The 20,701-nt window shown below is 73.8% G+C and carries 17 protein-coding genes; 6 read left to right on the forward strand and 11 right to left on the reverse strand.

What is annotated here, in order from left to right:
* The first annotated feature begins 53 nt into the window (after positions 1-53).
* Positions 54-995, forward strand: coding sequence for a TAXI family TRAP transporter solute-binding subunit (locus tag ACIA5A_RS10190; RefSeq protein ID WP_396758997.1), 942 nt, complete (start codon positions 54-56; stop codon positions 993-995).
* A 6-nt stretch (positions 996-1,001) separates the two neighbouring features.
* On the opposite strand, the gene ACIA5A_RS10195 is transcribed toward ACIA5A_RS10190, so the two are convergent.
* Positions 1,002-2,426: a sensor histidine kinase gene (locus ACIA5A_RS10195; RefSeq protein ID WP_396759000.1), complete on the reverse strand. Its 1,425-nt coding sequence runs from the start codon at positions 2,424-2,426 to the stop codon at positions 1,002-1,004.
* A 10-nt stretch (positions 2,427-2,436) separates the two neighbouring features.
* Positions 2,437-3,093, reverse strand: a complete 657-nt coding sequence (locus ACIA5A_RS10200) for a response regulator transcription factor (protein WP_181567589.1) — start codon at positions 3,091-3,093, stop codon at positions 2,437-2,439.
* Between the two features lie 84 nt (positions 3,094-3,177).
* On the opposite strand from ACIA5A_RS10200, the gene ACIA5A_RS10205 reads away from it, so the two are divergent.
* Together ACIA5A_RS10205 and ACIA5A_RS10210 are read left to right on the forward strand one after the other, a co-directional pair.
* The gene (locus ACIA5A_RS10205; RefSeq protein WP_396759004.1) at positions 3,178-3,516 is read left to right on the forward strand and encodes a DUF952 domain-containing protein; all 339 of its coding nucleotides are present in this window, start codon (positions 3,178-3,180) and stop codon (positions 3,514-3,516) included.
* A gap of 68 nt (positions 3,517-3,584) precedes the next feature.
* On the forward strand, positions 3,585-4,127 hold the full coding sequence (locus ACIA5A_RS10210) for an acyltransferase (RefSeq protein WP_396759007.1): 543 nt from the start codon (positions 3,585-3,587) through the stop codon (positions 4,125-4,127).
* Positions 4,128-4,184: 57 nt separating this feature from the next.
* Here ACIA5A_RS10210 and ACIA5A_RS10215 read toward each other — a convergent pair whose 3' ends face one another.
* From ACIA5A_RS10215 to ACIA5A_RS10225, 3 genes are all read right to left on the reverse strand, one after another.
* A complete protein-coding gene (locus ACIA5A_RS10215) occupies positions 4,185-5,933 on the reverse strand; it encodes a CDP-glycerol glycerophosphotransferase family protein (RefSeq protein ID WP_396759010.1) in 1,749 nt (582 codons plus the stop codon).
* A 185-nt stretch (positions 5,934-6,118) separates the two neighbouring features.
* Positions 6,119-7,402: a nucleotide sugar dehydrogenase gene (locus tag ACIA5A_RS10220; protein ID WP_396759013.1), complete on the reverse strand. Its 1,284-nt coding sequence runs from the start codon at positions 7,400-7,402 to the stop codon at positions 6,119-6,121.
* Positions 7,403-7,406: 4 nt separating this feature from the next.
* Positions 7,407-8,969, reverse strand: a complete 1,563-nt coding sequence (locus ACIA5A_RS10225) for a glycosyltransferase (RefSeq protein WP_396759015.1) — start codon at positions 8,967-8,969, stop codon at positions 7,407-7,409.
* Between the two features lie 259 nt (positions 8,970-9,228).
* Between ACIA5A_RS10225 and ACIA5A_RS10230 the strand changes: the two genes are divergently transcribed.
* Complete coding sequence (locus tag ACIA5A_RS10230; protein WP_396759018.1) at positions 9,229-10,404, forward strand: hypothetical protein; 1,176 nt, start codon at positions 9,229-9,231, stop codon at positions 10,402-10,404.
* A 12-nt stretch (positions 10,405-10,416) separates the two neighbouring features.
* On the opposite strand, the gene ACIA5A_RS10235 is transcribed toward ACIA5A_RS10230, so the two are convergent.
* Both ACIA5A_RS10235 and ACIA5A_RS10240 read right to left on the reverse strand, forming a co-directional pair.
* Positions 10,417-12,312: a hypothetical protein gene (locus ACIA5A_RS10235; RefSeq protein WP_396759021.1), complete on the reverse strand. Its 1,896-nt coding sequence runs from the start codon at positions 12,310-12,312 to the stop codon at positions 10,417-10,419.
* Positions 12,309-13,784, reverse strand: a complete 1,476-nt coding sequence (locus tag ACIA5A_RS10240; protein ID WP_396759024.1) for a hypothetical protein — start codon at positions 13,782-13,784, stop codon at positions 12,309-12,311. Before ACIA5A_RS10240 ends, ACIA5A_RS10235 begins: the two co-directional genes overlap by 4 nt.
* 177 nt (positions 13,785-13,961) lie before the next feature.
* Here ACIA5A_RS10240 and wecB point away from each other — a divergent pair, with 177 nt between their 5' ends.
* Positions 13,962-15,050: a non-hydrolyzing UDP-N-acetylglucosamine 2-epimerase gene (wecB, locus tag ACIA5A_RS10245; protein ID WP_396759027.1), complete on the forward strand. Its 1,089-nt coding sequence runs from the start codon at positions 13,962-13,964 to the stop codon at positions 15,048-15,050.
* A gap of 54 nt (positions 15,051-15,104) precedes the next feature.
* Here the strand turns inward: wecB and ACIA5A_RS10250 are convergent, their stop codons facing one another.
* Genes ACIA5A_RS10250 through ACIA5A_RS10265 form a run of 4 tightly spaced genes read right to left on the reverse strand, consistent with a single transcriptional unit; the run spans position 15,105 to position 18,896 of the window.
* Complete coding sequence (locus ACIA5A_RS10250) at positions 15,105-15,707, reverse strand: hypothetical protein (protein WP_396759517.1); 603 nt, start codon at positions 15,705-15,707, stop codon at positions 15,105-15,107.
* A complete protein-coding gene (locus ACIA5A_RS10255; RefSeq protein WP_396759030.1) occupies positions 15,704-17,086 on the reverse strand; it encodes a glycosyltransferase in 1,383 nt (460 codons plus the stop codon). Before ACIA5A_RS10255 ends, ACIA5A_RS10250 begins: the two co-directional genes overlap by 4 nt.
* Complete coding sequence (locus ACIA5A_RS10260; protein WP_396759033.1) at positions 17,083-17,652, reverse strand: hypothetical protein; 570 nt, start codon at positions 17,650-17,652, stop codon at positions 17,083-17,085. The genes ACIA5A_RS10255 and ACIA5A_RS10260 overlap by 4 nt, the downstream gene beginning before the upstream one ends.
* Before the next feature lie 29 nt (positions 17,653-17,681).
* Positions 17,682-18,896: a glycosyltransferase gene (locus ACIA5A_RS10265; protein WP_396759036.1), complete on the reverse strand. Its 1,215-nt coding sequence runs from the start codon at positions 18,894-18,896 to the stop codon at positions 17,682-17,684.
* Positions 18,897-19,020: 124 nt separating this feature from the next.
* Between ACIA5A_RS10265 and ACIA5A_RS10270 the strand changes: the two genes are divergently transcribed.
* Complete coding sequence (locus tag ACIA5A_RS10270; RefSeq protein ID WP_396759039.1) at positions 19,021-20,667, forward strand: glycosyltransferase; 1,647 nt, start codon at positions 19,021-19,023, stop codon at positions 20,665-20,667.
* Positions 20,668-20,701: the final 34 nt, after the last annotated feature.

Below are 20,701 nucleotides of genomic sequence, written 5' to 3' on the forward strand. Positions count from 1 at the left end.
ACCTGGCGGGGCGGGCTTGCGCGGCGGCGGGTGCACGGCGCAGAGTGCAGCCCGTGAGCCGACTCTGGTCTGCCCGGGGCGCGGTCCCGCTGGCGGTGCTGCTGCTGCTCGTCACCGGCGTCGCCGGCTGCCGGGACGAGCCCGCCGAGCCGGTGCGGATCCGGATCGCGACCGGCAGCCCGACCGCCGTCTACCACGCCTTCGGTCAGTCGTTGGCCGCCCTGCTCAACCGCGAGCTGCCCGGGGTGCGGGCCGAGGTGCTGGTCACCGCCGCCTCCGCGCAGAACGTCCGGCTGGTCGGCGCGGGCGACGCGGAGCTGGGGTTCACCCAGGCCGACGTGCTGCCGCCCCGGGAGCCGGAGCACCCGGCGGTGCTCGCCGTGGCCCGCGTCTACGACGACCTGCTGCACCTGGTCACCACCGCCGGCGGGCCGGTGCGCACGCTCGCCGACCTGCGCGGCCGGCGGGTCTCGGTGGGCGCCGACGGGTCCGGCACCGAGGTCACCGCCACCCGGCTGCTCTCCGTGGCGCAGCTCGGCGGCGACCGGGTCGGCCAGGAGCACCTGGGGTTGGACGACTCGGTGACCGCGCTGCGCGAGGGCCGGATCGACGCGTTCTTCTTCTCCGGCGGGCTGCCGGTGCGCGGCGTCGCCGACCTGGCCCAGCGGACCTCGCTGCGGATGGTCGACCTGGGCGACTGGACCGAGCCGTTGCGGCGCGCGTACGGGCAGGTCTACGTGACCCGCGACATTCCCCGCTCGGTCTACCGGGCGGATCCGGTCAGCACGGTCGCCAACCCGAACTACCTGATCGTCAACGCGCGCCTGCCCACGTCGCTGGTGCGCGACGTGACCCGGCTGTTGATGGACCGCCGGGAGGAGCTGGCCGCGGCGCATCCGGCGGCCGGCCGGATGAGCCCCCGGTCGGCGATCGTGACCACCCCGCTGCCGCTGCACCCCGGTGCGGCGCAGTGGTATCGCGACACCAAGCCCTGACGTCGGTCAGCGGCCGACCGCCTCGCCGGGGCGATCCGGCCCGACCGCGCGGTCGTCGGGGTCGGCCGGGGCCGGGAACCACAGCTCGGCGACCAGTCCCCGTGGTTCGCCCTGGCGCATGGTGAGTCGACCGTCGGACGCGTCGACGAGCACCGCGGCGATGGTCAGCCCCAACCCCGCGCCGTCCACGTTCTGCGCGTCCGGGGCCCGCCAGAACCGCTCGGTGGCCTGGTCGAGCTGGCTGGTCGTCATGCCGGGGCCGGTGTCGCGCACGGCCAGCTCCGTCCCGCCGTCGACGCCGCGTACGGTCACCGTCACCTCTCCCCCGGCGCCGCTGAACTTGACCGCGTTGTCGATGAGCGCGTCGAGCGCCTGGTCGATGGCGGTCGGCACGGTCCGCGCGTACGCCGGCGTCCCGTCCGCGTCGAGCCGGAGGGCGACCGCCCGGTGCCGGGCCAGCGGCAGCCAGGCCGCGACCCGGGACTCGGCCGCCGCGGCGGCGTCCACGGTGACCCGCTGGTTCTCCTCCCGCTCGGCCCGGGCGAGGGTGAGCAGCGCGTCGAGCACGGTGGCCAGCCGGTCGGTCTCCTCGAGCGCCAGCCGGTGCTCGGACCGGCCGTCCGGGTCGGTGAGGCTCGGCCCCAGCTCCTCCACCCGCAGCCGGAGCGCGGTCAGCGGGTTGCGCAACTGGTGGCTGGCGTGCGCGACGAAGGCCCGCTGCCGGTCCATCACGTCGGAGACCGCGTCGACCATGTCGTTGAAGCTGGTCGCCAGCCGCCGCAGCTCGGGCGGGCCGAGCCGGGGCCGGACCCGGGCGGTGCGGCGTCCCTCGGCGATCTCGTGGGTCGCCGCGTCGAGTTCGGTGACCGGGCGCAGCACCCAGCCGGCCAGCCCGAACGCGGTGGAGACGCAGGCCAGCACCGCGAGCAGGCCCAGGCCGGCCAGCAGCAGCCACCACACCGTGACGGTGCGGCGCACCGGGCCGGTCGGGGTCGTGGTGACCACCGCGCCGAGCACCTCACCGCCGTCGTTGATCGGCACCGCCGTCACCAGTGGCCCGGCCTCCCAGGGCCACACCGACTCCGGGCCGCTGAACTGCTGCCCGGACAGCGCGGTGTCGACCGCCGGCCCGGTGCCACCGCCGGGATCCCAGCGGGCCGAGGCGGCCACGGTGCGGCGGTCGCGGTCCACCACCGCCGCGCCGATGCGGTAGAGGTCGTCGTAGGCGGTCAGCTCCCCGCCCAGCGGGCCGGGGCTGCCGCCGCGCAGCGCCGGACCGGCCAGCGAGGCGAAGCGGGTGGCGTCGGCGAGTCGGTCGGCGCGGACCCGGTCGGTCTCCCGCGAGGCGAGCGTGACCGCCAGCGGGGTCTCCAGCGCGAACAGCACCAGCACCATCAGCAGCAGGTAGCTGATCACCAGCCGGCGGCGCACCGGGGCCTCCTCACGCGGCGCGGAGTCGGTAGCCGACCCCGCGCACGGTCTCCACGAGCGTCGGGTCGCCCAGCTTTCCGCGCAGCGACCCGACGTGCACCTCGACGGTGTGCCGGTCGGCCCAGACGGTGCCCCAGACGTCGAGCAGGATCCGGTCCCGCGGCACCGCCACGCCGGGCTGGCGGGCCAGCGAGAGCAGGATGTCGAACTCCTTGCGGGTCAGGGTGACCGCCCGCCCGGCCACGCTCACCGTCCGGCCGCCCACGTCGATGCGGACCGGGCCGGCCTCGATCAGATGGCGTTCCGGGACGGTGTGCGACGCCCGGCGCAGCACCGCCTCGATCCGCGCCTGCAACTCCACCATCGAGAACGGCTTGACCACGTAGTCGTCGGCGCCCAGCCGCAGGCCCAGGACCCGGTCGCGTTCCTCCCCCCGGGCGGTCACCGCGATGATGCCCAGTTGGCTGCTGCGCCGACGCAGCTCCCGGCACAGGTCGGTGCCGTCGCCGTCGGGCAGGGTCAGGTCGAGCAGCACCAGGTCGCAGGGGGCGGCGGAGAGCGCGGCGGCGACGGTGGCGGCGTGCTCCACCTGGTAGCCGCGGCGGGTCAGCGCGGACGACAGCGCCGCGGCGACCCGACGGTCGTCCTCGACCAGGAGGATCCGCACCCGTGCCTCCGTCCGCTCGCGGTGATGCCCCGGGAATGGTGGCAGACCCGACGCCCGGACGCGAGGCCACTCTAGGCTGCGGTGGTGATCTACAAGATTCTCGCCGACGACGAGTGGACTCGGGCGCGGGCGCAGGGGCGGTTCGCCGGCACCGCGCTGGACCGGCAGGACGGCTTCCTCCACCTCTCCGCCGCCGACCAGGTGGTGGAGACCGCGCGCCGACACTTCGCCGGGGTCACCGGGCTGACCCTGCTCGCCGTGGACGAGGCGCGCCTCGGCGACGCGCTGCGCTGGGAGGCGTCCCGGGGCGGCGCGATCTTCCCGCACCTGTACGCCGCGCTGCCGGTGGACGCGGTGGTCGCGGCGCACCCGTTGCCGGCGGACCGGCCGGCCGCCGACGCGGTGGCCGAACTGCTCACCTGAGGTGCTCGTTATGCTGCGTCGAGCCCAGCCCGACGGCGCGCACGCGCCCCGCCACGATGCGAGTTGAGATGACTGACAGCAACGACTGGTCCGCTTCCGTCTTCGTCCACCCGACGGCCGACGTGGAGGACGGCGCCCGGGTCGGCGACGGCACCAAGGTCTGGCACCTGGCGCACGTCCGGTCCAGCGCCCAGGTCGGCGCCGGCTGCGTGATCGGCCGCAACGTCTACGTCGACGCGGGTGTCACCGTCGGCGACCGCGTGAAGATCCAGAACAACGTCTCGGTCTACCAGGGCGTGACCATCGAGGACGAGGTCTTCGTCGGCCCGTGCGCGGTGTTCACCAACGACTTCCGGCCGCGCGCGCAGAATCCGGACTGGACGATCACCCCCACGCTGGTGCGTCGGGGCGCCTCGATCGGCGCCAACGCCACGCTGGTGTGCGGCATCGAGGTCGGCGAGTACGCGATGGTCGCCGCCGGCTCGGTGGTGACCAGGGACGTCAAGCCGTACCAGCTCGTGGCCGGCAACCCGGCCCGGCCGAAGGGCTGGGTGGACGCCAAGGGCGAGGTCGTCTCGCGGGACGTGGACAACCCGCCGCACCAGGGCTGAGCACGCGACGGGGGCGACGACCGGTCCGGTCGTCGCCCCCGCGGATCGGTGTGCGGGTCAGCCGCAGAGCCGGCCGATCTCGTCGCGGAACCGGTCCATCGGGTTGGACCCGGCCGGGCCGAGCAGGTATTCCTTCAGCTCCCGCCGGGCCTCGGCCATCGGGTCGTCGCCGCCCCGGGTCACCGCCAGGATCTTGGCCAGCTCGCCGCCGTCCGCGGAGAGCAGGTACGCCGCCCGGGCGGTCGGGAACTGCCTGCGGAACTCGTCCTCGGGCAGGCCGGCCGGGTTGGCCACCACGTACGGCCGCTCGCTCTGCACGAAGTCGGAGACCACACTGGAGACATCGCTGACCAGCAGGTCGGTGACGTTGAAGCAGTCGAACAGCGACGGCGTGCGGCCGGTGACCACCAGGTGCGCGGCACCGTCGAGCGACGACGGATCGGTCTCCCCGCCGGCGGCGCGGATCCGGGCCACGACGCGCTCGTGCACCGCCTTCGCCTTCGGCGACCGGGTGCCGGTCAGCGGGTGCGGCTTGTAGATCACCCGCAGGTTCCCGGCGGCCAGCAGCCCGGACACGATCCGCTCCCCCATCAGCACCAGCGAGGTGTGGTAGGGATCGTCGTCCAGCCAGCCCTCCCAGGTGGGGGCGTAGAGCACGGTGAACAGGTGGTCGGGGGCGCCCGAGCCGAACGTGTGCACGCCGGCGAGCTGCGGGCGGCCCACCTCGACGATGTCGCGGTCCAGCACGCCGACCCCGGCCCGGGCGTACCGCTCCCGGCCGGCCGGCCCGGCCACCCACACCTCGTCGTACACCTTGCTGTAGGGGTTGACGCTCGCCGCCTTGTCGCTGTCGCCGTGCCCGACGAAGACGTGCTTCACGCCCGGCTCGCGCAGCAGGTGGATGTTGGCGCCGACGTTCGCCGCGTAGAGCGCGACCCGGAGCGCGCCGAGGTCGAGGTTCATGAAGTCGACGCCGGCCGGCACGCAGACCACCGGCAGCCGGGTGTCGGCGAGCTGGTGGAACGCGTCCGCGGCCCGCAGCAGCACCACCGCCCGCCGGCCGGTCGCCTCCATCGGCGCGAGCCACATGTTGGCCTGGTAGACGTCCTTGGCCGGGCCGGCGAAGTAGAGCGCCACCTCCGGCTTCTCCCGGGCCAGCCAGTCGTGCACGGCGGGCAGCACGCCCGGGGTCACCCCCCGGCCGCGCAACGCGGCGAGCGCCAGCACCGCGGCGGTGACCAGGCCGGCGGCCAGCGTCACCAGGCCGGTGACCACCACCGGGGAGACCCGGTCCACCGCGGCGGCGACCACGGCCGCCGGCACCAGCAGCACGTTGAGCAGCGGCAGCCGCAGCCCGGCCAGCCGCCGCGCCCACGTCGGCGGGGCCGGCACCCGGCGCAGCGCGCCGAGGTCGATGTTGCGGGTGTACGCCGGCGGGTCGACCCGTCCCTCGATCGACTTGGTGACCGCGGTGGTGCCGACCGCCACCGCCCAGAGCGCGGCCGGCAGCAGCAGCACCGCGATCGTGCCGGCCACCCCGGGACGGACCGCGGCGATCACCAGCAGCGCCACCGACAGGTCCCGGACCAGTCGCCGGAACGGCAGCCCGACGCCGGCCTTGGCGACGAGCTGCGCCGTCTCGGCGTACCGGGTGGCCAGCGCCAGCTCACCGCCGAGGACGACCACCGCGGCGATCGCGTACGGAATCACCAGGCCGAGTGCCCCGGCGAGGATCATGACGCCGTACCCGAGGAACGTCGCGCCGACCGCGACGAGGCCCTGCTGGCTGCGTACTCTGCTGAACAACGACACGCTCCCTGTCTGCCCGCCGGCGTCGGAGGGGCCCGATCCGGACGGCTAGCGACCCTAAACGGGTCAAGTCACGCAAGTATTACCGGAGTGTCCGGTGGGTGAACAAATCGAGGCGGCATTCGGTCCGGACAACGCGGTGGGCCCCGGCCGAGACGGCCGGGGCCCACCGAGAAACGGGATCAACCGCCGATGACCACCCGGCGGACGCCGGTCCAGCGGGCCGGGTCGGTGACCCGCCGGCCGTCCACCAGCACCGTCACGCCCGGCAGGTCGGCCGGGGTGAGGGTGCGGTACTCGCCGTGGTCGGCCTGGATCACCGCGGCGCCGATCGGCTCGCCGTCGTAGCCGGGCAGGCCGTGCGCGACCAGTTCCTCGTTGGAGTACATCGGGTCGGAGACGTAGGGCGTGGCCCCCCGCCGGCGCAGCGCCTCCACGGTCGGGAAGACGCCCGAGAAGGCGGTCTCCTTGACCCCGCCCCGGTAGGCGGCGCCCAGCACCAGCACGCCCACCCCGGTCAGGTCCCCGTACGCGGCGGCGAGCAGGTCGACCGCGTAGTCCGGCATCGCGGCGTTGGCCTCACGCGCCGAGCGGACCACGGTGGCCGCCGGGTCGTTCCACAGGTACATCCGCGGGTAGATCGGGATGCAGTGGCCGCCGACCGCGATGCCCGGCGAGTGGATGTGGCTGTACGGCTGCGTGTTGCACGCCTCGATGACCTTGGTGACGTCGACGCCCACCGTGTCGGCGAAGCGGGCGAACTGGTTCGCCAGGCCGATGTTGACGTCCCGGTAGGTCGTCTCGGCGAGCTTGGCCAGCTCGGACGCCTCGGCCGAGCCGAGGTCCCACACGCCGTTGCTCCGGTCCAGGTCGGCCCGGTCGTCGAAGTCGAGCACCGCCTCGTAGAACCGCACGCCGCTCAGCGCGGAGGCCTCGTCGATGCCGCCCACCAGCTTCGGGTAGCGGCGCAGGTCGGCGAAGACCCGGCCGGTGAGCACCCGCTCCGGGCTGAACACCAGGTGGAAGTCGGTGCCGGCGGTGAGGCCGGAGCCCTCCTCGAGCATCGGCGCCCAGCGGCTGCGGGTGGTGCCGACGGGCAGCGTGGTCTCGTAGCTGACCAGGGTGCCCGGCTTCAGGCCACGGGCGATGGCCCGGGTGGCGTCGTCCATCCAGCCGAAGTCCGGCACGCCCTCGGCGTCTACGAACAACGGCACGACCACCACGACCGCCTCCGACTCGGCGACGGCGGCGGCGGTGTCCGTGGTGGCCGTCAGCAGCCCGGCGGACACCGCCTCCTTCATCTTGACGTCCAGATCGGCCTCGCCCGGGAAGGGTACGACACCCTCGTTGACCAGCTGGACGACCCGCTCGGAGACGTCGGCACCGAACACCCGGTGCCCCTTCGAGGCGAACTGCACGGCGAGCGGCAGACCGATCTTTCCGAGCGCGACGACGCAGATGTTCATGTGACTACTTTCCTCCTCGGGGAAGCCGACGCCGTAGGCGGGCAGCGACCCGGCGAAGCGTCACCGGCCAGACGGTGAACGCCAGTTGACCTTTGTGGTTGTTGTTGATTGTGACGAGATACAGGCGGCTCCCGTCCCGATGCACCGCCCGGTGCATCATCGGTGACCGGAGCCCGCGCACGGGCACCGCCGCGCTCCCGGCGACCCGGACCCGGACCGCCCGCGTCGTTCCGCTCGCGGCCAGTTCGGCCGCCAGGTCCGAGAGCCGGAAAGTGGCCTCCACCGTCGTGCCCATCGGGTCGGCCGGCGACAGGCGCACCACCGCCTCCACCTCGCCCACCCGCACGGACAGGTCGCCCCCCACCAGTTCGGCGAGGTCGGAGCGGGGACTACGGGCGAAGATCCGCACCCGCCGGTCACCCTCCGCTCCCATCACCCAGCGTACCGACACCCCATTCAATGCGGCCAGCCAGCGACTCGCCGTCGGTTTCAGCTCGTACCACTCGTCGCTCAGCCCGGCATCCGCCTCACCGAAGCCCGGGAACGCCGCGAACCACCGCTGACCTCGCACGACGGTCGGGGGCAGCCCGTCGGTGGCGGTCTGCCGGATGATCGTGAGCAGGTCCGCCGGCCGGCCGTAGGCGGCCGTGCCGATCAGCACCCGGGTATCCGTTTCGAGCTGGTCCCGGATACGGTCGGTGAGATATTCCCGGACCAGCTTGCCGACCCGGCTGCGCACCTGCTCGCGGGTCTCGGCGTCGAGGGCGAGGAAGTCCGGGCGGAACAGCTTCGCGATCTCCCACGCGAAGTGGCGCCGCAGGACGGCGTCCCGCCGCTCGCCCGGCTCGACCAGTCCGGCGACGAACCGGACGATGCGTTCCACACACTCCAGACGGGCCAGGTGGTCGCTGCGATAGGTGATGTTCGTGGAGTTGAGCCGCTTGACCGCGAAGTAGTAGTCGTAGTCGGCCAGCACCGAGATGCGGTTCGCGCGGACGCAGGCCTCCACCGTGAACGGCTGGTCGCTGCCGACCGCCATGTCCTCCGGGAACCGCAGGTGGTGCCGCTCGATCAGGTCACGTCGGAAGAGCTTGGTGTTGGAGAGCGAGAAGGGCAGCGGCGAGTCGTACAGGTCGATGTCGGATCGGGTGCGGTCGAAGATCTCCTGGTGCACGTACCGCTTGTTCACGCCGACCATCCGGCCGAGCACCACGTCCGAGCCCCACCTGTCGGCGGCCGCCACCAGCCGCTCCAGCGCCTCCCGGCCGAGGTGGTCGTCCGCGCCGATGAAGAAGACGTACCGGCCGGTCGCCACGTCGAGAGCCAGGTTGCTCGGCCCGGCCGGGCCACCCGAGTTGGCCTGATGCAGCACGGTGAGCACGGAGGGGTAGGCGGCCGCGAAGCGGTCCAGCTCGGCGCCGCTGCCGTCGGTCGAGCCGTCGTCGACCGCGACGATCTCCAGCCGATCCTGCCCGATCGTCTGATTCACCAGGGAATCCAGACAGGTGGTCAGGTCCGGCATGGTGTTGTAGACCGCGACGACGACCGTGACGTCCGGTTGCCTCACCGGGCGACCGCCGTCCGCAACGAGATGCCGTCAGAACCCATGCCCGTCCGTCTCCGTGTGAACCACCGTCGCACCCGCGACCGGAGCGAGTGTACGACAAGCGCCGTGCCGGAGACGGCTGCCACTGCGACGCCGAAAGCGATGCCGCCGTTGCTACCCTGCACCCGGCTCGGGCTGCGGCAGCGCTCCCGGCCCCCTCGGAACCAGCCGCCGGCGTCGGGCTGACGAGCCGGCCGACCCACTCGGACAGGACCCAGAGATGACCGCGCCGACCCGCCGCGAACAGCCGCCCTCGGAACCGGACACGGCGGACCGGCCCGACCGGGTCGCGCCGGGCGACAAGCTGGTCGGCGCGTTCCGCTCCGCCCTGCCCGCCCTGGTCGGCTACCTCGCCGTCCGGACGGTGGGCCTGGTCACGCTCTGGCTTTGGGCCCGCGCGGTGGGCGCCCGACCCGCCGCCCTGCTGACCGAGTCCGACGGTGAGTGGTACTTGCGGATCGCCCAGCACGGCTACGACGGGTACGAACGCGCCCAGAGTGACATGGCCTTCTTCCCGCTCTACCCGCACCTGGTCGGAGCGCTGGAACCGCTGACCCCGCTCGGCGCGCGCGCCACCGCCCTCGCCGTCGCCGGCCTCGCCGCGTTCGCCGCCGCGTGGGGCCTGTACGCCGTCGGCGAGACGCTGTACGACCGGCGGGTCGGCATCCTGCTCGCCGTGCTCTGGGGGGTGCTGCCGCACAGCATCGTGCAGAACATGAGCTACAGCGAGGGCATCTTCACCGCGTTCGCCGCCTGGTGCCTCTGGGCGCTGCTGCGCGGCCACTGGCTCGTCGCCGGGCTGCTCAGCCTGTGCGCCGGCCTGACCCGCCCGACCGGCTCGGCGCTGCTCGCCGTGGTCTGCCTCGCCGCGGTGATCGCGCTGGTCCGCCGCCGGGACGGGTGGCGTCCGGCGGCGGCGCTGCTGCTGGCCCCCGCCGGCTGGCTCGGCTACCTGGCCTGGGTCGGTTGGCGCACCGGCCGGCCGGACGGCTGGTTCCACATCCAGGACGCCGGCTGGGGCACCACCTTCGACCTCGGGGTCGACACGGTCCGGGTGGCCCGGCGCGTGCTCGCGCACCCGTCGGCGTTGGCGATGTACGTGGTGACCCTGGTGGTGCTGGTGGCGGTGGCGCTGTTCGTGCTCGCCGTCCTCGACCGGCAGCCCTGGCAACTCCTGCTCTACAGTGCCCTGATCCTGCTCACCACGCTGGGCGCCGCCGGCTACTACCACGCCAAGGCGCGCTTCCTGCTGCCCGCGTTCCCGCTCCTGCTGCCGGTCGCGGTCGCGCTGGCGCGGGCCGGATGGGCGCGTGCGGTCACCGTGCTGGCCCCGCTGGCCATCCTCTCCGCCTACTTCGGCGGATACGTGCTGATGATCTGGAACCGCTCGCCCTGACGCGCGGCCGGCTCACGAGCTGAACGGCCGCACGTCCCAGAGCCAGACGTCGTCCACCTGCCGGCCGGGGCCGTAGCAGGCGTCGAGCACGGCGCGCAACTGCTCCTGCCGCCGGTGCTTGGGCAGCGCCACCGCGTCCGCCCGCCAGTACCGGGCGTCGGCGCGGGCCTGCGCCACCTCGGCCGGCGTGACCTCCGCCCCCCGCTTCCCCGCCGCCACCTCGGTGAGCAGCTCCGCGGTCGGCTGCGGCTCGACCCCCCAGCGACCGGTCGGATCGGTCGGCGACACCGGGGCGAGGAAATAGCCCTGCGGCACCGCGAACTCGGCGAGCGCCGCCGAGCCCCAGTAGACCGACGTCATGTTGACCACCGGCACCGGCACCAGGGTGCGGCCGGGGGCCACGTGGCCCCGCCACTCGCCGGCGGTCACGAAGTGCGGCACCGGCGGGCGCTTCTGCGCCGGCAGCGGGGTGGGCAGGATCGGCACCAGGGCGGCCAGCGCGGCGACGGCGGCGAGGCGGACCAGCACCGGGTTCTCCGCCCGCGTCCGCAGCACGCGGTCGCCCGCGAGCGCCAGCAGCACGCCGACGGCGACGGTGGTGATCAGGCCGAACCGGGCCACCACCACCGAGTCGAAGACCGGCAGGTGCTGCACGAGCGCGAAGGGCGCCGGCACGGTGGTCCGGTCGGTGCCCCAGGTCCAGGTGGTGCCGATGGACAGCAGCGCGCAGAGCACCGCGACCAGGCTCAGCACCCGAACCGTGACCGAACGCCGCAGCCACCACGCGGCGGCCGCCGCCAGCACCACCAGCGACCACCCGTAGAAGCTGGCCTGCTCGGTGGTGTTCGGCCCCCAGCCGCCGGCGCTGGTCGGGCTGCCGGCGATCGACTCGGTCGCGTAGCGCACGTAGGAGCCGAGCTTGAGCGCGTACACGTCGGGGCCACCGGGATGGCCCAACCGGTGCTGCGGCCCGGCGAACTGCATCCACAGCGGATAGGCGGTCACCACCGCGACGAGCGCGCCGGCCACGGCCAGGCCGCCGACGAGGCGCGGCGCGCGTCGCCACGCCACCCGGGGCGCCACCGCGAGGTGGGCGAGCACCACCATCAGGCAGCCGAGCGCGAGCAGGAAGAGGATCTCCACGCTGACGAAGAACTGGGCCGCGATCAGCGCGCCGAGCACCAGCCCGTCGCGCACCACCCGGCCGTCGCGGGCCAGCACGAGCACCCGCCAGCCGATGAACGGCACCAGCCACTGCGCGGTGATGTGCGGGTGACCGTTGCTGTGCGACACCAGCGCCGGCGCGAAGGCGCAGAACAGACCGCCGACGAAGGCGGCGGCCCGGGAGTCCACCACGTGCCGGGACAGGACGTGGTACCAGGCGTAGCCGGTGCCGGCCAGGTTCAGCGTGATGAGCAGCAGGTAGGCGAAGGGGGCGCCGAGCAGCAGGGTCACCGGCGACAGCAGGATCCCGGGCAGTTGCATGCCGACGTTGGTCATCAGGTTCACCCCGTCGGGGGCGTTCTGCGCCGTGGTGAAGAACGGGTTCTCCAGGTGCCGGACCGCGTGCGCGGCGTACGCCAGCATCCACTCGTTGAAGCCCTGGTCGTCGGGGCGGCTGCCGAGCAGGCGGCCGTCGACGTCGCGCCACCCGCGCGCGGTCACCACCAACGCGCCGAGCAGGTAGACCGCGCCCACCAACGCGTCCCACCGGCTCCACCGGCGGTTCGCCGCCCGGCCGCCGTCCGGGGTGGCGGCCGGGTGGCCACCGGCCGGCCGGTCGACGAGTTCCGCCCCGGCGGGCTCCGGCCGCGCCGGGTCGGCGGACGCGACGTCCGGCTCGCGGTCGCCGGGCGTGGCGGGCCCGGTCGCAGCGGGCTCGGTACGACGGGTGTCCGGTGCGGTCATGAGGCAGGAGTGTACGGCCGCGGCGCGGCCCCACCCGACTCCCCCCGCGACGGCACACCGACGCGTTCCCACCTGCGGGTCAGGCCCGCGTCGAGCGCCGCCGCCGCCAGCACCACCAGGCTGATCCGCAGGTAGATCGCCTCCTGGATGCCGAACCTGGTGTATTCGCCGGCGGACAGCATCAGGCTGGCCAGCACGCTCGCCAGGCTCACCAGCACGCCTGTCGCGCCGACCACGCACAGCCACCGCCGCCGACGGACCGCACCGGTGGCCACACAGGCCAGCACCGCCCCGGCGACGGCGGCGCCGAGCAGCGGCAGGACCAGGTTCCGGCGTGGGTACCAGACCGCCTCGACCGCCTCCGGCAGCATCGGCACCGGCCGGCCGTACGTATGCAGCTCCGTGCTGCCCAGCGCCTGCGGCAGGATCCGGTGCGTCATGATCGTGCCGTAGTGCTCCGGTTCGGCAAGCGCGTACCGGAAGCCGACCCCCAGCTCGTGGCGCTCGGCCCACGCCTGCACCTCGGGGCACCTGTCGTACGCCCGGGAGAACCGCCGCACGTTCCACCCGCGCACCAGGCCGGGATCCTCCAACGCCTCGCAGCGCGGCATGCCGAGCTCGTCGTGGTAGGCCCGGTGCATCTCGGGATCACGCTGTACCTCGACCATGAGCCGGTAGAGGAACGTCTCGTCGGTCTGCGACCGGCCGGAGGCGCTCCACCTGGCGAACGTGTGGTCGGTGGGGCCGAGCAGCGCCGCGTTCCAGCCCAGCCCGCCCAGGAGCACGCCGAGCGCCACCAGCGCCGGCCACCGCCGGGAGCGGCCGCGCCACGCCAGCACCACCAGCACCGCCGGCACCAGCGCGATGAACAGCAACATGTCCTGCCGAACGAACATCCACCAGAGGGTGACCACCGTCGTCGCGGCCAACAGCGGCCACCACCGCCGGCGGGCCCAGAGCGCCAGCGACCCGAAGGCGAGCAGCCCCAGGTTGATCGAGAGCGACTCCGCGGTCAGGGTGTGGTCCCACACGTAGACCGGCGGAGTCAACGCCAGGACGAACAGGGCGGTCACCGCGCCGGCCCGGGCGGCCGTGGTGCGCAGGGCGGCCCACAACGCGAGCGCCAGCACCATCCACGCGACCGTGCCGATCAGCGCCTGCGCCCACGCCCGGGCCGGGTCGGCACCGGCGAGCGAGTAGAGCAACGGCGTGCCCCACAGGCGTGGCGCGTGCCCGGTGAACGACAGCGTCGCGGTCGGGTTCGGCGCGAGGAGCAGGCCGGCGTACGACCGGCTGTCGAACGTGCGGAACGCGTCGACCCGCGCGGCGACGCTCAACCGCATGGCCAGGAAGGCGAACAGCAGCCCGGCCAGCAGCAGCCGGTCGGAACGGAGCCACCACCGGAACCGACCGGGACGGGACCGGTCCACCGGCTCAGGACGGCGTCGCTCGACGACGGAAGGGTCGACCACCACGGAATTCCTCGCGCTCGCGCCGGCCTCGTCGGCATCCTGAAGCGGGATGCCACGATGTTAACCTAGTTCGCCCGCGTGGCGGTGCCCGGTCGTCGACCGGCGCGTGGCCGGCCCTCCGGGCGGCCACCACATGCCGCCCCGCTCAGCGGACAGTCAATCGGAGGGATCACCCACATGAAGGTCGTCAGCATCGTTGGCGCCCGGCCCCAGTTGGTCAAACTCGCGCCGATCGCCGCGGCGTTCGCCGCCACCGACCACGAGCACGTCATCGTGCACACCGGGCAGCACTACGACGCGGACCTCTCCGACGTCTTCTTCTCCGGTTTGGGCATCCCGGACCCGGACGTTCACCTGGGCATCGGGTCCGGCAGCCACGGCGTGCAGACCGGCAAGACGCTCTCCGCGCTCGACCCGGTGCTGGCCGCCGAGCGGCCGGACTGGGTGCTGGTCTACGGCGACACCAACTCCACCCTCGCCGGGGCGCTGTCCGCGGTGAAGATGCACCTGCCGGTGGCGCACCTGGAGGCCGGGCTGCGCTCGTTCAACAGGCGGATGCCCGAGGAGCACAACCGGGTGCTCACCGACCACTGCGCCGACCTGCTGCTGGCGCCGACCGAGGAGGCGGTACGCCACCTGTCGGCGGAAGGGCTGGCGAAGCGGGCGGTGCTGGTCGGCGACGTGATGGTCGACGTCTGCCTCCGGGTACGCGACCTCGTGCTCGGCGGTGACCAGCCCCGCCCGGCGCTGCCCGACGGCATCGACCCGGACGCCCCGTACCTGCTGGCCACGCTGCACCGGGCCGAGAACACCGACGACCCGCGCCGGCTGGCCGCGCTGGTCTCCGCGCTCGCCGAGCTGCCGGTGCCGGTCGCGCTGTTGGCGCACCCGCGCCTGCTGGCCCGGGCCGAGCAGCACGGCATCACGCTCGGCGGCGGCGCGCTGCACGTCGGCCGGCCGCTGCCCTACGCCGGCATGGTGGCCGCGGTGCTCGGCTCCGTGGGCGTGGTGACCGACTCGGGCGGCCTGCAGAAAGAGGCCTACCTGCTGGACCGGCCCTGCACCACGTTGCGCCCGGAGACCGAGTGGGTGGAGACGCTGGCCGGCGACTGGAACCGGCTGGTGCCGGAGCCCGACGCGCTGGGCCGCGAAGGCTGGGTAGAGACGGCCACCCGCGGCCGGCCGGCCGCCGGTCGGGGCACCCCGTACGGCGAGGGACGGGCGGCGGAGAACGTGGTGCGGGTCCTCGCCGAGCACGCCCGCTGAGCTGAACCGGAACCGGGTGACCGCCGACCGGCGGTCACCCGGGACAACCGCCGGTCAGGCCCGGGACGTGATCTCCGCCAACGGCGGCGGGTCGAGCGAGGTGGTGGCGACCACCTGCGGGTAGCGGCGGGCCAGCCGCCAGCCGAGCGTGATCGACAACGCGTCGGAGGCCACGATCAGGTCCACCGGATCGCGGTCCAGGTCGAGTTCGGACAGCCGCTTGGTGGCCAGCTTGGACAGCACCATCGGACGCACGTTCGCGTACGCCTTCATGAACACCCGCTTGTGGAACGCCCGGCTCAGGCGTTCCTGCCGCCGGCGGAGTCCGTTCGCCGCGCCCCCGGCGATCCGGCCGATGCCGCCGGCCACCTTCCGCGGCCCACTGGTCACCACGAGGCGCTCGGCGCGCAGCAGCGGGTGCCGCTTCTCGGCCGCGCCGAGCGTGAACAGGCGCACGCCGGGCCGCTCGGCCAGCTCGGCCCAGTTGGTGTCGCTGAGCACCACGACGTCCAGCCGGGCGCCCTCGTCGAGGAGCCGCTCGGCCAGGGCAACCACCCGGTCGTGCGGCTTGTGGTTGAAGGCCAGCAGCAACGCCCGGTGCTGCCGGGGCGCGGTCGCCGTCGGGGGCACTGCCCCGTCTCCGTCGCCGAACGTCACGATCCGACCCTTCCCGTCTCGATCTTCCGCCGCACCATCGAACGCAGTCTGGCCTCCAGCGGCGCGGTGACCGCCTGCCGGGTGAACGTGTTCGCGTGGGCACGGGCCTCGGCCCGCTGCTTGGCCGACATGTCCCGGGCCGCCTTGCCGGCGGCGATCATCGACTCGGCGATGTCGTGCACGTCGAGGCTCTCCGGGTTGAACCAGAGGGGGTAGCCCGCCAGCACGTCCTGCGCGGCGATGCCCGGCGCGTGCACCGAGACGATCGGGCTCCCGCTGGCCATGTACTCGAAGATCTTCCCGGAGGTGACGTACCGCGCGCCGCCGGCGAGGAAGACCAGGACGTCGCTGTTCTGGTAGACCTGGCCCACCTCGGTCTTGGAGACCGGACCCCGATAGTGGATGCCGTTGTCGGGCAGTGAGTGCCCGTGCTCGCTCTCGGTCAGGCCGAGCCGCTCGATGAGCGGGGCCTTGCCCTGCGCGAAGTAGCCGAGGTGGCCGTGGATGTTGAGCTCGGCGTCGGCCAGGTCGGGATGACGGCGGGCGAGCTGGAACGCCTCCGCCAGTTGCTCCACCGGTTGGGTGCTGTTCATGGTGCCGAGGAACGTGAACCGCAGCGGCTGGCTGCGGTCGGTCGCGGCCGCCGGCGCGGCGTGGTCGAGCTGGGTGAGCAGGTCCGGGTCCCAGCCGTTGGGCACCACCATCATCCGGTCCGCGGCGTTCGGGTAGCGGTCGGCGTACCAGGACAGCAGCGGCTGGTTGACGAAGACGGACGCGGACGCGTCGCGCAGGATCCGCTTCTCCCAGCGCCAGGCCGGGTGGCCGGGCTCGTAACCGTCCTCCTCGGTGAACATGTTGAGCGTCCAGGCGTCGCGGTAGTCGACCGCGAACGGCACGCCGGTGGCCTTGTGGATCAGCCAGGCGGCGGCGAACGAGGAGAACGGGTTGCCGGTGGCGAGCACCACGTCGAAGCGCCGCCGGGCGTGCATCCGCAGCGCCTTGCGCACCGACGCGACAGCCCAGGACAGGTAGTGCTCCGGGAAGATCCGCTTCAACCCGAAGTTGTAGAGGTTGCGGGCCATGATCGGCGACATGCCCCGGAACCGGCCGTACTCCCGCAGGTCACGTTCCCACGCGAAGTGGCTGATGTGCGGCCGCTCCACCCGGATCGACGGGTCGACGGTCTCGGCCAACTGCTCGTCCACCGAGCCGATCACCTTGTGCAGGAAGGACAGCGGTGACGCGAACGCCGTCACCTCCCAACCGTGCTCGGCGAGGTAGTTGGCGGTCGCCCGCGCCCGGTAGACACCGCTGGCCCGCGACGGCGGGAAGTAGAAGGACAGGTAGAGGATGCGCGGTCGGCGCGGCGTGCGCGTCATGGAGTGTCGTCCCCCTGGGCGGATTCCGGGTGGTCGGTCAGGTGCTGGCCATCGGTCGCCATCCCAGAGTAGTCGTAACTGAAGCAGACTCTCGGGTGCGCGCGACCGGGCCGCCGCCCGAGCAGGTCAGCCGCGTACGGCATGGCGATCGGATCGGTGACGACGACCACATCCACCGGCGTCCGGGCGCAGAGCCGCGCGATCAGCTTGGCGCGCTGGTCCCCGCGCATCCGCAGGAACGCCCGGTGCGCGGGGTCGGCGAGACGCCGCTGGTAGGCGCGCTCGGCCCGCTTGGAGAACCGGCGCAGCGGGCCCCGGCCGACGGTCCGCAGCAGCTTCCGCGGGGCCTTGTAGAGCGCCGCCTGCTCGATCCGGTCAGCCGGCAGTCCTCGCCGCAGGGCGGCGAGGTCGACGACTCGCACACCGGACGCGAACGCCTCCCGGCTCCACGGCGCCATCCGGTCGACCACCACGGTGGCGGCGCCCCCGTCGGCCACGGCCTGGCGGGACTCCTCCACGACCGCGCGCCGCCGGACATCCCCGACGGACAGGAAAAGGACGTGCATCTCACTCCATCAGATCTGGCGCTCCGGCGTCAGCGCGCCGGGTCCGCCTCGTCGGAAAACCACAGGCGACGGTGCGTGTCGGCGACCGCGGCGTAGCCGTACCGAGCGGCGAGCGACTTGCGGGCCAGGGCCGGTTCGAGGCCGTCCGGGAAGCGGTCACACAGCCGTCGGTAGCCCGCCACGATCGTCTCCGGGTCGTCGGTCACGTCGATCATCTCGCCGGCCGCCGTCTCGATGCCGGCCAGCGTCCGCTCCGGGCCGCCGCACCGGGTGACCAGGACCGGCAGGCCGGCCGCGATCCCCTCGATGATGGCGACGCCGAACGTCTCCCGGCGGCTCGGGTGGACAAGCAGGTCGTGCTCCCGCATCAGCCGGAGCGCCTCCTCCGGCGGCACCGCGCCGGTGAAGGTGACCGCGTCGGCCACCCCGAGCTCGGCCGCCCGGGCGGTCAGGCCGGCCAGCAGCGCGCCCTCCCCCACCAGGGTCAGGCTCAGCTCCGGATCGTCCTGCCGGCACCGCGCGAACGCCTCCAGCAGCAGCGGCACGCCCTTGAGCTCGGAGAGCGCACCGACGAAGAGCCACCGCCGCAGCGCGGTGACCGCCGTCGACCGGGGCCGGTCGAAGGAGATCGGGTTGGCGATCGCACCGATCTTGTCGGCGTGGTGCGGGAACGCCTCGACCAGCGGGCGCCGGACGCCGTCGCCGACGGCGAGGAAGCCGGCGCACCGGTGGAGCACCTCGTCGTACATCTCCCGCCCACGCGGCGTCTCGAGCACCTTGTCCAGGAAGCTGGCGTGCTCGGTGACGAAGACCCGGGTGTCCGGACCGGCGTTGCGGATCGCGGCCCAACCGCTGGGCAGGCCCACGTGGGCGTGCACCACCGGCGCGGTGAGCGGACGGCCGTCGAGGGCGGCCCGGAGCGCGACGTCGTGCCGCTCGGCGATCTCGGCGTGACCGAGCCCACGCGGCACGGGAACCGGCAGATAGATCAGCTCGGCGCCGCCGACGGTCCGGTTACGGTGACGGGCACGGGCGAGGAGCGCGTGGTGCGCGTCCCGGACCCGGCGCTCGGCCGCGTCGTCGAGCGCGGCCACCCAGGCGTCGCAGTGGTAGACGGTCATCCGGTCGGTGACCGATGCGGTGGCGTCGACCATCGCCTGCACGAACGAGCCGCGGAAGGGAAGTTCGCGGGTCGGATACCAGGGCGTGATCACGACGACGTCCCGTTCAGAAGTTGTCGGCACCCGAACCTTCCTCGCCGCACGTAGGGACCGCGCCACGTTAACATGCACGCTGTCGCGCGCCTCGCCGACCCGCGCCCCGTCGCCACCGGTCGTCGCGCCCAGCCGTCGAAAGGACACCGCCCAGATGGGCAGCAAGCTCGCAGCCGGCGTGCTCCGGCGCGTCACCGCTCCCCGGGTGGTGCGCCACCGCGCGGCGGCCCGCCTGATCCACGGTCTCGCGGCGGCGCCGCTGCTGCCGGCCGGCGCACGGGCGTCCCTGGCCCGCCGGCTGCGCTCCGGCATGGTCCGGGCCGGCTGGCCGGCCGGCGACTCCCGGGCCGCGCTGGTCGCCGTGGCGGGCGCGGTGGACCCGGCGGCCCGTGCCGACCTGCTCATCGAGGAGGCCACCGACGAGCTCGCCGAGGGGCGCACCCCGGCGCACCTGATGGACGCCGTCCGGGCCGAACTGGCCGAGGCGGACCGGGCGTACGCCCGCGGCGACGGCGCGGCGGCGGCCCGGAGGCTGTATCGCGTCCTGCGCACCCAGTTCCACCGGGTCCTGCACTTCGACCAGCTCAGCTCGCCGCTGGTCGAGGATCCGGCCGCGTTCCTCGCGCCGCTGCACGGCAGCGCCGTGGGCCGTGCGCTGCTCGCGCCCCGGGGCCGGGTGAAGCCGCCCGCCCCCGCGCCGACGGACCGGCCGTTGCGCCTGCTCCTGCTGCTCAACGGCAGCGCGCACTTCCTCCAGGCGGTGCGTGAGCGCTACGGCGACCACCCGGGGGTGGAACTGCGTTACCTGCGCCTGGACGACGACCCGGTGGCCGGGCCGCTGACCCGGCAGAGCCGGCGCATGGTGGCCGAGGCGCTGCTCGGCGGCACCGAGTACGGCGAGCAGGTCGAGCGCTGGATCCGCCCGCACCTGGACTGGGCGGACACCGTCTTCGTCGACTGGGCGGTGGCGACCGCCGCGATGACCACCCTGGTCGACCCGGGCGACACCCGGATCGTCGTGCGGCTGCACAGCTACGAGGCCTTCGGCCGGTGGCCGAGTCTGATCGACTTCAGCCGGGTCGACGACGTGGTCTTCGTCTCCGACCACCTCCGCGACTTCGCGCTGCGCGTGACGCCCGGACTGGTCGGGGCCCAAGCCCCCCGCACGCACGTGCTGTGCAACGCGGTGGAGCTGACGCCGTTCCGGCGCGCGAAGGAGCCGTCGGCCCGGTTCACCCTCGGCCTGGTGGGCACCAGCGCGGTGGCGAAGGACCCGCGGTGGGCGATCGAGGTGTTGCGTCTGCTGCGGGCCTCCGACGAGCGATACCGGCTGCTCCTCGTCGGCGGCGGTCTCGACACCGGGCTCAGCCGGGCGGCGCGGGACTACGCGGCGGCCCTGGAGAAGGACCTGGCCGAGCTGGAAGCCACCGGCGCGGTGACGCGCGTCGGGCACACCGACGACGTGCCCGGCGTGCTGGCCGGGATCGGCGTGGTGCTCAGCAGTTCGGTGCGGGAGAGCTTCCACTGCGCGGTCGTGGAGGGCGCGGCGAGCGGCGCGGTGCCGGTGGTCCGGGACTGGCCGTTCTTCGCCGGCGGCGCGCACGGCGCGTTTACCGTCTTCCCGGCCGACTGGGTGGTCGACACCCCGGCGGCGGCCGCCGCCCGGATTCGCGCGGTCACGGCCGACGAGCAGGTGTGGCGCGCCGCCGGCGCGACGGCGGCGGCGCACGCGCTGGCGACCTGGGACTGGTCGGTCACCGCGCCGCACTTCGACCGGATGCTGGGGATCGGCGCGGCGTGAGTCCTCCGACGCCCGGCCGGGCGTCGGAGGACGC

The organism is Micromonospora sp. NPDC051300, assembly GCF_044455315.1.
GTDB lineage: Bacteria > Actinomycetota > Actinomycetes > Mycobacteriales > Micromonosporaceae > Micromonospora > Micromonospora robiginosa.

Bases quoted from the DNA above. Each gene is read 5' to 3' on its own strand.
- ACIA5A_RS10210 (WP_396759007.1), top strand. From the start codon at position 3,585: ATGACTGACAGCAACGACTGGTCCGCTTCCGTCTTCGTCCACCCGACG.
- ACIA5A_RS10220 (WP_396759013.1), bottom strand. From the start codon at position 7,402: ATGAACATCTGCGTCGTCGCGCTCGGAAAGATCGGTCTGCCGCTCGCC.
- ACIA5A_RS10230 (WP_396759018.1), top strand. From the start codon at position 9,229: ATGACCGCGCCGACCCGCCGCGAACAGCCGCCCTCGGAACCGGACACG.
- ACIA5A_RS10235 (WP_396759021.1), bottom strand. From the start codon at position 12,312: ATGACCGCACCGGACACCCGTCGTACCGAGCCCGCTGCGACCGGGCCC.
- wecB (WP_396759027.1), top strand. From the start codon at position 13,962: ATGAAGGTCGTCAGCATCGTTGGCGCCCGGCCCCAGTTGGTCAAACTC.
- ACIA5A_RS10255 (WP_396759030.1), bottom strand. From the start codon at position 17,086: ATGACGCGCACGCCGCGCCGACCGCGCATCCTCTACCTGTCCTTCTAC.
- ACIA5A_RS10260 (WP_396759033.1), bottom strand. From the start codon at position 17,652: ATGCACGTCCTTTTCCTGTCCGTCGGGGATGTCCGGCGGCGCGCGGTC.
- ACIA5A_RS10270 (WP_396759039.1), top strand. From the start codon at position 19,021: ATGGGCAGCAAGCTCGCAGCCGGCGTGCTCCGGCGCGTCACCGCTCCC.